The organism is Halalkalibacter alkaliphilus (assembly GCF_023555415.1).
Classification (GTDB): Bacteria; Bacillota; Bacilli; order Bacillales; family Bacillaceae_D; genus Halalkalibacter; species Halalkalibacter alkaliphilus.
Window position 1 is genome coordinate 1 of the sequence record NZ_JAKRYL010000050.1, and the last position, 15,269, is coordinate 15,269.

Sequence of the window (15,269 nt, forward strand, 5' to 3'; positions counted from 1 at the left end):
AAATGTATCGCTAACGATACTTTGTGTGATTATAGTAAATCACTTTTAGAAATTAATGAGATATCATGTATCTCTATTTCGCTTGGCTTTTGTTCAGTTTTCAAAGAACTCTTATGCGCTGTTTCATCAGCGGCATTTATTATCTTAACATATCATTTTGTTCCGCGCAATAACTTTTTAAAGGTTATTTTTCGCAACCACCACCGAATCAATCAGTCGTTCGTGGCGACAAGAAATAATATATCACGAATTACAATTCTGCGCAAGAGTTAATTTAAAGTTTATTTTTGCGGCTAGATTTAATAATCTATCATAAACTAAGAACAAACACAACAAATTATTAATTAATTTATAATAAGACCTCTCTCAAATATATAAGTAGCCATTCCTATATAAAAAGCGAAGTCCATTAATAGATCCACCTTTCTAGTTTTCAATATAAAAGAAAACACCCCTTAAATCAATGTTGACCAATTTGGCTTTTCAACATCTACATTAAGGGGTGCAAGCTTCATGCGAATACTTTTCTTCTATTATTAATTGTTTTATCAACTTTGCCCATTACCTTAACTGAATAGACAGTCCTGTCTAAACCTCAAAAACTAGATAATCTCAGACTTCTCTATCTTTAATATTAGCTATTGGTAAAAGATGATCTTTAGCATTAAATTCCTCTAGTTCTTGTTTGTTAGTAACTTTTTTCACCCAATCCTGGTTTGATAATGCCCCTTTTCCAAGACTAATGATATCCGCAAAGCCTTCTCTTAATAAACTTTCAGCTTGTTTTGGATCCTCCAACCCTCCGTTTGCTATAACTGGGACAGCACCATGTATCTTCGCAAGTTCAACTAATGTCACCTTAGAATTAGCAAATGCTGGATCATAGGCTTTCGGCTCTGTAATATGAATAAAAGCCGCCCCTGCTTTTGCTAATTGACTAAAAATGATTTCAGCATCTTTTTCTTTCCCTGCCCATTTATGATCAGGATCATTAACCTTCGCTTGCGAAATCCTTATGCCAACCGGAAATTCGTCGCCCAGTTCCTCTCGAATTACTTGAATAACCTCGACTAATAACCTCACACGATTTTCCACAGAACCACCGTATTTATCAGTTCGATGATTCGTATAATCTGTTAAAAATTGATCTAAGATGTACCCGTTGGCACCGTGAATTTCTACACCATCGAATCCAGCTTTTTTTGCATTTTTTGCTGCTTGGACAAAACTCAATTTAACCTTTTCAATCTCCTGAAGATTCATTTCCTTAGGTACAGGAAACTCTCCATCCCCACGATAGAAACTTAACTGCGCTCCTTTTGGTTTAATCTCTGAAGGGCCAAGAGATTCTTCTTGATAGATATTTCCTTGTGATAAAGCTCCTGCATGCATTAATTGACATATAATCATACTTCCTTTTTCATGAACACTATCAATTACTTTTTTCCATGCCTCAGTTTGGATGTCATTAGCAATTCCAGGCTGAAATAAATAACCTTGGCTGTATTGTTCATCTGGATAAACCCCTTCTGTAATTAAAAGAGAAAACCCTCCACTTGCAAATTTCGAATAATACTTAACCATGCGGTCAGTCGCTAATCCATCTTCAGATGCAGATACACGAGTCATTGGAGCTAAAGCAATTCTATTACCTAAATGTAGACCAGCAAAATTTATTCCAGAGAATAGTTTTTCAAAAGATTTCAAACTCAAATAAAACACTCCTAACAATATGTTTAAATTTCCTATTACATCATTACATCTCCGCTATTAGGGCCTAATGTTTGCCCAGTATAAATATTGCCATCAGGATCAGCAGCTAAAAGAACCGCTGTAGGTGCAACCTCCTCAGGTTTTCCGAACCTCGGGATCGCTAATTCTTTTCTCTTTTGAACCTTCCAATCCTCATCAATGCCCGCTACCATTTCCGTTTCAATCGGCCCTGGAGCAATACAATTCGCTGTAATGCCATACTGTCCAAGCTCTATAGCAATCGATTTTGTGAAACCAATAACTCCAGCCTTTGCCGCGGCATAGTGACTTAGAGCTGCTCCTCCTTTTTGACCAAGTTGTGAAGCTGTACTAATAATTCTTCCAGACTTTTGTGTAATCATATGTGGAACGACATACCTTGTTGTTAGAAAGACTGATTTTAAATCAACCTCTATCATCCGATCCCACATTTCAACACTCATATCTTGAATGAGACTTTGCGTTAAAATTCCTGCATTATTAACAAGAATATCAATTCGTCCAAATTGATTTATAGTTCTATCAACTAACTCTTTAACAACTCTTTCGTCTGTAATATCTCCTTCAGTAATACTTACTTGGATATTATAATTACTTAGTTCATTTAAGATTGAATCTACTTTTTCTTTGGATAATCCAAAAACGTTCAGTGATAAGTTTGCCCCTTCTTTTGCATAAGCAAGAGCAATGGCTTTGCCAATGCCTTGCCCAGCACCTGTAATAATAGCTACTTTACTTTCCAACCTCATATTTACACTCCTCACATATCTATTGTTTTAGTATTCGTCTCAATTTGATCTTCAATAGCTTTACGCTTTAACTTCCCTCGGTCTCTAATTACCCACACTGTACAAACAACCATAGTAACCGCCAAATAAGCGAAACAAAAATATATTAAAAACGTGAACGCAGTTAGACCCATAATATGACCCATCCTTTCTCGTATTAGGCTGATTTAGCATTCTCTTTCTTAAGAGCTTCAAAATCAAAATTATCTGGCTTTATTAATGTCACAACAACTGTCACAGTTAGTGAAAGAATGTAGCTACTGATATAGGTGATATATAATGGAACACTTGTAAACAAGAGTAAAGTCGCGGCAACTATAACCGTGAGAGAAATCGCACTAGTTACAGCTAACGAACTTGTTTTTCTCCACCACAAAGATAAGACTAATGGGAAGAACGGAGCTGAAATCATAACACCTGTAGAAAGCATTAACTCTAATAAAGAAACTTGCTTCAAAGACGATAAAACAATAACCACCGCTACAACAACAGCCGTAATTCTAGCAATCTTTAATGTTTGTTTATCAGATACGTTTTTATTAACATATCCCTTATAGATATCATTTGTAATCATTGAACTAATACCATTTAAATAAGTATCACCTGATGAATACACTGCTAATAGAACCGCTGTTGCAAAGAAAATAATGGCTCCTGAAGGTAATAAATATTGTACAACTTGTGGGAATATTTCAGACGGATTAGCAACTTCTATGTTTAAAGACAAGCCAACCAATCCTACTAAACTACAAGAGATCGCGATCGGAACCCAACCCCAACCACCAAATAATAATGCTTTACGTAACCCTTTCTTATCTACAGCAAATACTCGCTGCCATGAACTATTACTTAATGTAGCGATAACTCCCCAACCGCCAAGAGTAACGGCAAAATAACCCAAAAATGCATCTGCTCTAAATAAATTTAATTGTTGCGAAGCAATTTCGAGACTTTGGATACCTGCATATATCTGCGATGGACCGCCAGCCTCTATAATAAGCCAAGGCACTAAGAAAATAACTATTAATCCTACAGCAATATATTGGATATAATCCGCAATAACCGAACTCCACAAACCACCAATGATTACATTTAAAGTAAAAACAGTTGCAACTAGAACTGCTGCCATCTGGTAGTTAACTCCAAAGAGCGAATGAAGCATAATTGCTCCTCCAACCACTTGGAACAATGCAAACACAATCATAATGTAGAGAGCAACTAGAATAAAAACAATATGAGCTTTACTATCAAAACGTGTCTTAATCCAGCCTCCTATCGTCATTCCTTTTGGAACTAACTCCCTAACTCTTGGAGCAATATATGAAAAGACGGTATAACTAAGCGCGGTCGGCAATGCATACATCCAAATCCCTGCAACCCCCCACGTATAAACACCTTCCGCCGACGCCATGATCGTCCCGGCCCATAACTCTGTTGCAATAATCGACGCGGCTATAATTCCTGCTGGAACCCCCCGTCCGGCTACCATATATGCCTCAGTGTTATTTACAGAAAATTGATTCTTAGCCCAAATTGCAAGTAAAATCATGAAGATTCCAGAAACCGCCACCAATAAATAACCTTGAGCTGCTAATCCCATTACTTCCCCTCCTATAAGCAAAATTTTGATTTCAATAGTAAAAATGCAATAATCATGCCAAATTGACGAAACTTTCAAATAGTATGAATTTCTCATTGTTTTTGGATGAAATATCAAGTGAGATTAAACTTTTCAGCTAAAGATCCAAAGTTATCCATTCTATTCTGCATACTAACTATGCACATTTGCATCGTTATCAAGAGGGTTTAAAATTTTATAATCAAACCCTTTTTAAAAAGACAATACTCGAGAAGCTATTCATACAACTAAAAAGGAAATTCCCCAAATGAAAGGAACTTCCTTTTTAAATTACACTTCTTGTGATTCTTTATTTACATGATTAATAGTTTCGTAACATAATCCGTAAGGGGTTCTTTTTTGGAATTTCCCCTCTCCCAATTTCCCCACATATTTTTCTCCTTTTACTATTTGTGTTCCTCTTAAAAAAACGTCAGAAATAGCCCCTTCAAGCTCAAACCCCTCATACATATCATAGTCGAGCCCCTGATGAGATGTTTGATAAGAAATGGTCTTTTTCCCATTTGGATCAAAAAGAACGAGGTCTGCATCACTTCCAATAGCAATCGTACCCTTTTTAGGAAACAGACCGTTCACTTTCGCTGGAGTCGTTGATAATAAATCAACCAGTTTATTTAATGACATTTTCCCCGTTGTAACAGCTTGTGTATATAACAAAGTAAAGCGATGCTCGATTCCATTTCCACCATTTGGAATCTTGGTGAAATCTTCTCTGCCCAGATCTTTTTGCCCTGAAAAATTAAAAGCACAATGATCTGAACCAATCGCCTGTAACGTGCCATCTTGAAGAGCATTCCATAATGCCTCTTGATGCTTTGCTTCCCGCAAAGGAGGCGAACAAACATATTTGGCCCCCTCAAAATAAGGCTTCTTCAATTCATCTACTGTTAAAAATAAATAATGCGGGCAAGTTTCTGCATAGATTGGTAACCCTTTTGCTTTTGCTTCCCTAATTTTCTGAGCAGGCTCCTCTCCACTTACATGGACAATAAATAATGGTGCTCCTACTATTTCAGCAATAGCAATTGCACGTGCTGTCGCTTCTGTTTCCACCTCTATCGGCCTGCTAACAGCATGATAATACGGCGCTGTCTCGCCATTTTCTAGGCACTTTCTTTGTAAAAGATCGATTACTGCTCCATTTTCAGCATGAACCAATACAAGTGCCCCTACATTCTTGGCTGCTTCTAAGGACTGATACAATGTTTGGTCATCGACCATCAAGTCACTTTTATAAGCCATAAACACTTTAAGCGTCGGTACGCCTTCTGCCACAATTTTTGGAATTTCATCAATTGTATCCTTTCTTAAATCAGTAACAGCAATATGAAATCCATAATCTATAGCAGACTGCTCTTCCGCTCTAGATTTCCAACGGTTGATCCCTTCCATTAGAGACTCCCCTTTTGTTTGCAATGCAAAATCAACAACGGTCGTTGTCCCTCCGATTGCTGCTGCTACACTTTCTGTTTGCCATGGTGCCGTTACTGTGCCACCAAAAGGACTTTCGATATGAGTGTGTTCATCTACCATACCAGGGAATATATATTTCCCGGAAGCATCAACGATTTTCGTATCAATATCAGGAGTAAGGTTCTTTCCAATGACGACGATCTGTTCGTTTTCAATTAATATATCTGCCTCAAATGAATCAGAATTTGTAATAATTTTTCCGTTTTTAATTAACGTTTTCATTTGAATGTCCTCCCAAGAGATTAAGAGTATGATAATTCCTTTAGGAACTCCGTAAGAACTTTGATACCTGAAGTAATTTCTTCTGTTGATGTAAACTCTTCTGGTGCATGACTAATTCCTTCTTTGCTAGGGACAAAAATAAGATTCGTGCGTACTTTTCGCGACATAATCAGTGCATCATGATAAGCACCACTAGGCATAACTTTATAGGGCAGCTCTAACCTCTCAGTAATTTGCTGAATTACCTGTAAGTTTGCTTCATCCATTTTTGAGGGAAAATCATCGCCCTTTACCTCCCAGTTATAAAATAAACCTCTTTTAGCCATGATCTTAGAAACTTCCTGTTTCATCTTTAAAACGATAGAATCCTTTATTTCCTTATTGATATCTCTAATATCAATGGAAAGTTCTACTTTTTCAGCAATCACATTACTAGTTCCTGGCTTAATGGTCATTTTTCCAACTGTGCCAACGCTAGTACTATTTTGTTTGGTTAATTCCTCGACTAGTAAAACAACTTCTGAAGCAGCCGGAACGGGGTCTTTTCTCAAGTCCATCGGAGTACTTCCAGCATGCCTCTGTTCACCATGAATGACCAATTGTATTTCTGTAGGAGCAGCTATTACATCAACCAAACCAATTACAGCCTTCTCTCTTTCTAGTACGACAGCTTGTTCAATATGCAGTTCAACAAAAGATTTGATACGATCAGGTTTTAAACTCTCATCTAATACTCTAACGGGATCTTTGTTATTTTCTAGCAGCACTTCTCTCAATGTACGATTAGTCTCATCCACCCAAGAATCGAAATCGCTTTCTTTAATCATACCAAGAAGAGCTCGGCTTCCTATGCAGCCAATTCCAAACCTTGTTGGTTCCTCTGCCGCAAATATCACAACAACAATATCACATACCGGCTGAAAACCTTGGCTCTTCAGTATTCGTATAGATTCTAAGGCAGCTATCAACCCGACTACACCATCAAACTTACCTCCATTTGTCGGTGCATCACTGTGAGAACCTACCCAGACCTGTGGAAGATTAGGTGCGCTACCTTCCCATACCCCAAAAATATTACCAATTTGGTCTTCGTGAATGGCGAGTGAGAGCTCTTCCATTAGCTTTTTTAAATAAGCCTTTGCTTTTTTATCTTCCTCTGTATAAACAATTCTCGTGACACCTTTATCAATAGTTGAAGTATATTGAGCTAGCGTTTCAATATGTCCATCTATCCTTTTCATCAATAAAGACCATATAATTCCCCCTTACACTCTAGCGCAATTTCATTGAAGGGTTTTTAAAATTTGCACTTCTTTTCAATAGAAGGAGTAGGGATATTTGTTATGGCCCTACTCCTTGAATAATTAATTAGATTTAGTTGCAGCAATCTCTTTATCTGCTGACCCTTCACTTATTTCCCAATCACGGCCAACCGTTGTGCCTAAATATTCATCTGAATAGTCAGACACAATTTCTTTTTGCGGGTGCTTTTTTAAGTACCAGAATTTCATCAATACATAGTAGCAGATGAATCCAAGAGGGAATCCAATGAGGTACATATATTGAATAAAATAAACAGCAATACTTCCGGCAATAATCCAAGACAGCATTCCTGCCCAGTTAATTCCCTTATCATATTTAAATTGACCTTCAGGCTCATACAACTCTTTCACATTAAGGCGTCTTTTTCTAATGATGTAATAATCGCATAAAATAATCCCAGCTACAGCTGACAATATTGCTCCATAGTAACCTAAAAACATAAACAACTGATCTAAAATAGCCCACGGTTGGAAAAGTGTACCAACAATTCCTGCTAACACAATTCCTGTTACGTAAGATAAATTAACTTTAGCTCCCGCATTAACAAAAGTTAAGGAAGCAGGGATTAAGTTAGCCGCTGTATTTGTTGACCATTGTGCAAGAATAACCATGAGGAGCAGCACAATCATAATCCAACCTGTTGCAGTAGACTGAATAACTTCAATTGGATTCCAAAGCCCTGTAGCTAATAAACTGACAGCGCCGATTACCCCCATAAAAGTCTGAACTAAAGGCAAGGCAAGAACATGAGGTAAATAGTTATTGATATTGCGCTTGAACCAATTTCTTTCATTTTTTGGTGCTTTTAGGTATCTTGTAATATTCGGAATATCTATTGCAAGGGCTGACCAGAAACCCATATTCGCCACCATTACTAGGAACCATGTAGTTGTTTGTGCTGTTCCTTGATACGTAAAAACATTCGTTCCTTGTTCAGCAGCCAAACCTGTCATTCTTGAAAAAATCCATACTGAGATAATGATAATGGAAGGGGCAGCAATAACGGCGAAGCGATCAATCGCCTTAATCCCCAGTGCTGTATTGATGATCTGTACACTTGCAAACGCCACATACCAAAAGAACCACGAATCAAACCCTACTAAACTATTAAATATATAATTTATTGCTGTTGCACCAAGGTATGTTTGAATTCCAAACCAGATCGCCGCTACTACACCACGGCTTACAGCAGGTAAATGAACACCCATTAGACCAAAAGGTGCCCTCATATAAGCTGCAAAAGACAAACCGTGTTCAACTCCGATATCACCACTTAAACTCCCTACAATAGCGATTAATAAATTTGCTAATAAAATCGCTCCTGCTAAATGCCATAAAGACATCGAATCAATTCCGTTAGCACCTATTTGGAAAGTAGCTATAATAACCGCCATTCCAACCCAAATATTAAAAAAACCTAAACCAGAAACTACACGCTGTTTATGAAATGTTGGAAGTATATCCTTCGAAATTAATGTGTTCCGTTTCATTGTTTGGAACCCCCTCTTTCTCTTGCCTTTTAAATATATCTACCTCAACTAGCAAGCGCTTACATTTCTATTTTAGGATCGTTTTCGTAAAATAAGTATTATAACGCTTAATTGGAGAACGGAGAAAGGCTTTATTTTTATCAACAAAGCCCTTTCTCAGCAACCAACTTTTAGACCTTTGTTGAAGAAGACTTTTTAAATTCTTCCGCAAAAAGTTTTCTGTTTAAATCCCTTAAATACGGAATACGGCGACGTTGCTTAGCTACTTCATCTAAATCAATGTCAGAAATAATAACCTCATTCTCTTCCACAGCATGAGCCAACACTTCACCTTGTGTACCTGTAATACGGCTATTTCCTCCAAAGCTTGTTTCAGATTTTTCTATACCAGACCGATTAGCTGCAATAACAAAACACCCATTTTCTAAAGCACGTGAACGCGTAGCTAAATCCCAAGCATATAGTCTTGCTTTTCCAAAAGCTGATGGATATACAATGATATCAGCACCTTTTAATGCAAGAATTCTAGCAGTCTCAGGGAATCCTACCTCATAGCATATCTGAATACCTAGATTACCCCATTCTAATTGAAATACTGGTAAATCATCTCCTTTAGTAAACCTAGTATTCTCTTGATCCCACAAATGAGTTTTTCGGTATGTTCCGACGATGCCACTGGAGTTAGTAACAACGCCCGTATCAAAAATGATTCCCTTTGTATGATCCTTTTCCAGAATACAACCCACAAGTGTGATATTGAATTCTTTTGAAACATTTACCATCCAATTACTTGTTGCCCCCGGGATTGTTTCAGCTAACTCCACATCATTTTCTTCAACCCTGTAACCCGTACTAAATAGCTCCGGCACAACTACTAATTTTGCACCGGCCTTTGCAGCTTCGAAAATCAATTGATATGCCCGCTCTAAATTTATCTGCTTGTTACCAGGCTCACAATTCATTTGAATAGCTGCAACTCTTAACACATTCGCTCCTGTCATTTATCTATTTCCTCCTCTCTTTTGTACTTAAAAACTCCTAATGCAATTTACGTGCCAACTTGTTAACGTATGTTATTTAAAAGATTAAAGATAAACTCATAAAGAAAATGCTAGCGATAAATGTCATGGAGCATAATATTTATGCAAAACTGCATGACTATTGTCTAAAACCAAAAAAGGATTCACTAGGTACCAGCAAGTACCTAGTGAATCCTCTTATAATGCTTCGAGTTTTTTTAGCTTCCGACTAATCGTAGATTGATTTACATTGAGAGCCTTTGCTATTTGAATTGTCGAACTATACTTTTGCTGCGCTAATTTTATCAACTGATTTTCCGCTATTTCAACACATTCTTTTAAAGGTAAGATTTCTAAAACTTGTACTTTTTCATGATTTAGACGGTACGAAGCAATAATGTCAGATGAATCTTTGATTGTCACTTCCGCCCCCTCAGAAGTTACGATTAACCTTTCGACGATGTTTTGAAGTTCTCTTACATTCCCTGGCCAATCGTATTGTTGCAGTGCATCTAATACCTTTGGAGAAAATGATTTATTCTGAAGATATTTATTGTTGAAATGCTCAATAAAATGAAGAACCAGTGGTAATATGTCCTCTCTTCTTTTACGTAAAGGCGGAATATGCAGCGGCACTACATTCAATCGATAATATAAATCTTCTCGAAATGAACCTTTTTTTATTTCTTCTTGTAAATTTTTATTAGTTGCTGCAATAATTCTTACATTAACTTTCACAGGCTTGGCACTGCCGATTCTCATCACTTCTTGTTCCTGAAGTACTCTTAACAGTTTTACTTGTAAGTGAAGAGACATCTCCGCAATTTCATCTAAAAATAAAGTTCCACCATTTGCCGACTCAAACAGTCCCATCTTCCCCTCACGATTTGCACCTGTAAAGGCCCCCTTCTCATATCCAAACAATTCAGATTCTAAGAGGTTTTCAGGAATCGCACCACAATTGATCTTAATAAACGGTTTATTATCTTTTTGACTTGTTCGATGAATATAACCCGCTATAACCTCTTTCCCAACCCCTGACTCTCCCAAGATGAGTACAGTTGAATCAACCTGTGCTACCCTTTGTGCTAATTCAAAAACTCTCTCCATTTCCGAACTATTAAAGATGATCGGGTTCTGTTGGTCATTTTCCTTTCTTAGTTCCATCAACTCTTGTTTATACCCATTTATTAATTGTTTCATCTCACTAATTTCGGATTTTAATTTACTGACTTCTGTAATATCACGCGAAGCATTAACAACCCTCAAAACGTTTCCTTCTTCGTCCTTAATTGGAGTACCGACAACCATTAAACGTTTTCCTGTTTTTGTCGTTTGAATCGTTGATACCTTTTCTCCTTTCTCTAAAACAAGCCTTGTGACTGAAGGTTTGTATAATCCCTCATGTTCTAGTTCTTTGACATTTTTTCCGACTAGTTCACTTTGCTTTTTCCCCCATAACTTCTCACATGCTGAGCTAACTCTTAATGTTTTCCCTTCTGCATCGGATACATAAATCACATCATATGAGGATTCAAAAATAGCTTGTAAATCCATACTTAGCTCTTTATACGATTGGTACTTTTTTCCTAAACCATCGGTAAACGCCTTCACGACAACTAATACACCGGCAAAGGTACTATTCTTCTTCTCTACTATTGGCATCCCCTGTAAAAAGTAATTCTCCGAATTATAGTGTATTTCAATACCTTCATTTTGGGCTTGTGATTCTATCATTTCGTTAATATAAGAAATAAAATCTTTTGATTTAAAAATATTTATATCTACGGCATTATTTAATAAAGTCATTTTATTAGCCTGTTCAAAAAGAGCTAAACCAAAAGGTAATATTTCAAAAAGCTGTTCGTTTCCCTTTTTCACCTCATCTATTAAAGACAATTCATTCTCCTCCTCTATAATCCGTTTTTCCTATATTCTCAATATAACATTCCGAATTTTTAATAATCAATGCAAAGTTGCAAAGTTGCATATGCAAAAATGCATTATGTTCTTAATTATTTAAAGTTTTTAAATAGACAATATATTATTCAAAAGACGTATAGTATAATATCAGAAAGCCCTTACATATATTTTGTTTTATGTTTTATTAATTTTTAAATAGCATTTTATAGTTGGCACAGGAATTGCATCGTAAAAAATGAATAATTCAAAAAGGAGAGGTTATATATGGCGAAGAAAGAGATTTTAGTAGCATATGGAGTAGACGTAGATGCGGTGGCCGGATGGTTAGGGTCATATGGCGGAGAAGATTCACCGGATGATATTTCAAGAGGATTATTTGCTGGCGAAGTGGGTTCTCCGCGTTTACTAGATTTATTTGATAAATATAACCTAAAAACTACTTGGTTTATTCCAGGACACTCTATTGAAACATTCCCAGAGCAAATGAAAGAAGTCCATAATCGTGGACATGAAATTGGTGCTCATGGCTATTCACACGAAAATCCTATCGCAATGACACCAGAACAAGAAGAAGCCGTTCTCTTAAAGTCACTTAATTTAATTGAAGAACTAACAGGTAAAAAACCTACTGGTTACGTTGCTCCTTGGTGGGAGTTTTCGAATGTGACGAATGAACTATTACACAAGCATGGTATTAAGTATGACCATAGCTTAATGCATAATGACTTCACTCCTTACTATGTCCGTGTTGGTGACAGCTGGACAAAAATTGATTATCGTAAACAAGCTGAAGACTGGATGAAACCTTTACAACGAGGTCAAGAGACGAGCTTAATAGAAATTCCCGCTAACTGGTACCTGGATGATCTTCCTCCAATGATGTTTATTAAAAAATCACCAAATAGTCACGGATTTGTAAATCCAAGAGATATCGAAGAAATGTGGCGCGATCAATTTGACTGGGTATATGAAAATATGGATTATGGGGTATTTACTATGACGATTCACCCAGATGTTAGCGGTCGACCACAAGTATTAAAAATGCATGAACGATTAATTGAATATATTAACGGACATGACCATGTAAGATGGGTAACATTTGATGAAATCGCTGATGATTTTGCTAAACGTAATCCATTTAAAGGAGAAGTAGATCAAGTTGCTGCTACAACAGATAACGAGTAAATCGGAATAAAGATCTATTCACTCTTTCATTTTCTATTCTAGGCTATCCAAGCTCCTGGTACGCCTATTCTAACTAAGAAATCCGTTTGTATAAGCGGATTTCTTACATTCTTGAATAATAGAAAGGAGGAACCTTCGTGTGCGTTTTGTGTGGTGAATTTGTCATGCAAATACATTGGACGGATCAAACCTCTGATGATACTAGCGAAATAGTTGTAGGTGATTTACAAAGAGAGAGACAAAGAACTCGCATTCATCGAACCCATCTTTGTAATGAAATTCTACAATTCTATAGATTAAAACTAGAAGAATGGAACGGCAGTAAGTTTATTTTAAGCGATTCTAAAGGAAATCAAGAAGTCGTACATGATCTGGGTACGCTTTGGCAGACAGCTGAAAAATTATTAGGATATCCAGTAGATCCGTTAGATTCATATTTACTTGAACAACTTCGAAAACACTAGACTTACAGCAAAGGAATGAGCTTTCATGAGCAATAGATATAAAACTCCTATTACCGTTGTCACTGGTTGTCTAGGAAGCGGAAAAACTACACTACTACGAAAACTATTGCAGAAACCCGAACTTAAAAATTCAGCTGTCATTGTAAATGAATTTGGAAAGGTTGGTCTTGATCATCATTTACTAAAAAAAACTGATGAAAAGACAATCTTACTTAAGGGTGGATGCATCTGTTGTAATAACCGCGAGGATCTCGAAAAGGAATTAAAATCCTTATTAAGTTTAGAACATAGTAAAACCTCTGATTTTGATCGCGTAATAATTGAAACGACAGGTATGGCAGACCCTGCACCTATTTTATTCACTGTATTAACCAATCCATTACTTCAGCATCATTTTTATATTGATTGTGTGATCACCACAGTTGATGCAAAAAATGGAAAAATACACCTCCAAAATAATCCTGAGTTAGTAAAACAAGTAACAATAGCAGATAAGATAGTGTTAACAAAAACAGACATTACATCCAATCTTGAAAAAGAGTCTCTTATTAAGGAACTAAAAAAAATTAATCCGTCAACCGAAATGGTTGAAGCTATACATGGCAGCAATGCGAATGTCGACATTATTAAAGGAAATAACAAAGTCGTTTCAATTAGAACCGATGATTTAAGTAAATTGGCAGAAAATAAGAGTCATTATTCTTCTAATATAAATTCAATTTCATTTACATTTAATAAACCTCTTGATTGGACCGCTTTTGGATTATGGCTTAGTTCGCTACTTCATGCAAACGGCGAGAAAATCATGAGGGTAAAAGGCCTTTTGGATGTGGGGGAATCTGGACCGATTGTTTTAAATGGAGTACAACATATTATTCATCCCCCTGACCATTTAAATAAGTGGCCTGAAGAAAATAAACAATCCCATCTTATTTTTATTCTAAGAGAGATTGAGCCAAATAGTATTTTTGACTCTCTGAATACCTTTCAAAATTTCCTTGGAACCAACTTCGAGCTATTAGAGTTAAATATAGCCTTATAAGAAGAAAGTTTCACAGCAGAAAAATTTTAATTTATTTGTGCTTAAACTAACTCTTCTATACGAATTTTGAGGTGCTGCAAATAAAATGATTCTATTTTTAGATGCACAATAGCACAACCCTATTGAATGTGCTTTATCGCCTGGCAACGTCCTGGCTCATCCTTTCTCTTCTACGAGGATGGTTATTCATAGAGTTTTTTTAGAAGTAATTCACGTTGTATAACGAAGAGAAAAAGTTCGGACTCACTTCTTTTCTTCTACTTGGAAGACACGATGTTTTTTAGATTCACTCTGTGAAGGTTACGAAAATAGAAGTTCGTCTCACAAGGGGACATGAGGTAAATTCGAGACGTTTATTCATGTAGTAAACCATCGGCCTACTCGAAGAAGATGTTTCTCCTCCGGACCAAAGCTCTTCAGCGCCCCTACTATTTATGCACAATCGAGTAGGAGGAGGTGACTAGCCTCCGACCTCTCACACCACCATACGTTAGTCTGTCTTAATGAGTGTGTATGCCTTATATCGAAGGTCTAGAGGATAGAGAGAAAAATTCCCTACAAACCGATTCCCCTTCCCATACCCATCGCTCATAAATCTAGGTGCCTGGTACCACCCGAGATATGACAGAATTTGTCGACAGTAGTTCTAGACAATTAGAATATAGAGTCTACCCGAAGGTGCCAGAATTAGGTACCGGAAGATGTATCGCTAACGACCTACTAAAATCAGACAACACTCATCCTCCCAGATGACATCCTATTTGATTTTGACGAGAGTTCTTTAAAAGAGGAAGCAATCGAATTAATTGATCGTGTATCTGATGTGCTAGATGACTTAGAAGCAGGTACGATCATTGAAGTACGAGGACATACGATAGTGTTGGAGCAACTAAAAGGATTTGGCGAAACAAAACCAATTGCTTCAAATGAGACGATAATGAATAATGTA

The 15,269-nt window shown here is 36.8% G+C and carries 12 protein-coding genes; 3 read left to right on the top strand and 9 right to left on the bottom strand.

Features of this window, described 5'->3' with window-relative positions:
• Positions 1-612: 612 nt before the first annotated feature.
• The 9 genes from MF646_RS22920 to MF646_RS22960 all read right to left on the bottom strand — a co-directional run bounded on the left by MF646_RS22920 (position 613) and on the right by MF646_RS22960 (position 11,605).
• A complete protein-coding gene (locus tag MF646_RS22920) occupies positions 613-1,722 on the bottom strand; it encodes an oxidoreductase (protein ID WP_338035533.1) in 1,110 nt (369 codons plus the stop codon).
• A 26-nt stretch (positions 1,723-1,748) separates the two neighbouring features.
• A complete protein-coding gene (locus MF646_RS22925; protein WP_250098815.1) occupies positions 1,749-2,501 on the bottom strand; it encodes an SDR family NAD(P)-dependent oxidoreductase in 753 nt (250 codons plus the stop codon).
• Between the two features lie 11 nt (positions 2,502-2,512).
• Positions 2,513-2,674 (bottom strand): hypothetical protein, encoded by a 162-nt coding sequence (locus tag MF646_RS22930; RefSeq protein ID WP_250098816.1) that lies wholly within the window; start codon positions 2,672-2,674, stop codon positions 2,513-2,515.
• 23 nt (positions 2,675-2,697) lie between these two features.
• Positions 2,698-4,140, bottom strand: coding sequence for a sodium:solute symporter family protein (locus tag MF646_RS22935; protein WP_250098817.1), 1,443 nt, complete (start codon positions 4,138-4,140; stop codon positions 2,698-2,700).
• 309 nt (positions 4,141-4,449) lie between these two features.
• Positions 4,450-5,874, bottom strand: a complete 1,425-nt coding sequence (hydA, locus tag MF646_RS22940; protein WP_250098818.1) for a dihydropyrimidinase — start codon at positions 5,872-5,874, stop codon at positions 4,450-4,452.
• A gap of 20 nt (positions 5,875-5,894) precedes the next feature.
• Positions 5,895-7,115 (bottom strand): M20 family metallo-hydrolase, encoded by a 1,221-nt coding sequence (locus MF646_RS22945; RefSeq protein ID WP_250098819.1) that lies wholly within the window; start codon positions 7,113-7,115, stop codon positions 5,895-5,897.
• Between the two features lie 123 nt (positions 7,116-7,238).
• Positions 7,239-8,687: an NCS1 family transporter gene (locus MF646_RS22950; RefSeq protein WP_250098820.1), complete on the bottom strand. Its 1,449-nt coding sequence runs from the start codon at positions 8,685-8,687 to the stop codon at positions 7,239-7,241.
• Between the two features lie 170 nt (positions 8,688-8,857).
• Entirely contained in the window at positions 8,858-9,688 is an 831-nt protein-coding gene (locus tag MF646_RS22955; RefSeq protein ID WP_250098821.1) for a carbon-nitrogen hydrolase family protein, read from the bottom strand.
• A gap of 216 nt (positions 9,689-9,904) precedes the next feature.
• Entirely contained in the window at positions 9,905-11,605 is a 1,701-nt protein-coding gene (locus MF646_RS22960; RefSeq protein WP_250098822.1) for a sigma-54 interaction domain-containing protein, read from the bottom strand.
• A gap of 288 nt (positions 11,606-11,893) precedes the next feature.
• On the opposite strand from MF646_RS22960, the gene MF646_RS22965 reads away from it, so the two are divergent.
• The 3 genes from MF646_RS22965 to MF646_RS22975 all read left to right on the top strand — a co-directional run bounded on the left by MF646_RS22965 (position 11,894) and on the right by MF646_RS22975 (position 14,320).
• Positions 11,894-12,814 (top strand): polysaccharide deacetylase family protein, encoded by a 921-nt coding sequence (locus MF646_RS22965; protein WP_250098823.1) that lies wholly within the window; start codon positions 11,894-11,896, stop codon positions 12,812-12,814.
• A gap of 137 nt (positions 12,815-12,951) precedes the next feature.
• Positions 12,952-13,278, top strand: a complete 327-nt coding sequence (locus MF646_RS22970) for a hypothetical protein (protein WP_250098824.1) — start codon at positions 12,952-12,954, stop codon at positions 13,276-13,278.
• Positions 13,279-13,303: 25 nt separating this feature from the next.
• Complete coding sequence (locus MF646_RS22975) at positions 13,304-14,320, top strand: CobW family GTP-binding protein (protein WP_250098825.1); 1,017 nt, start codon at positions 13,304-13,306, stop codon at positions 14,318-14,320.
• The last annotated feature ends 949 nt before the right edge of the window (positions 14,321-15,269 follow it).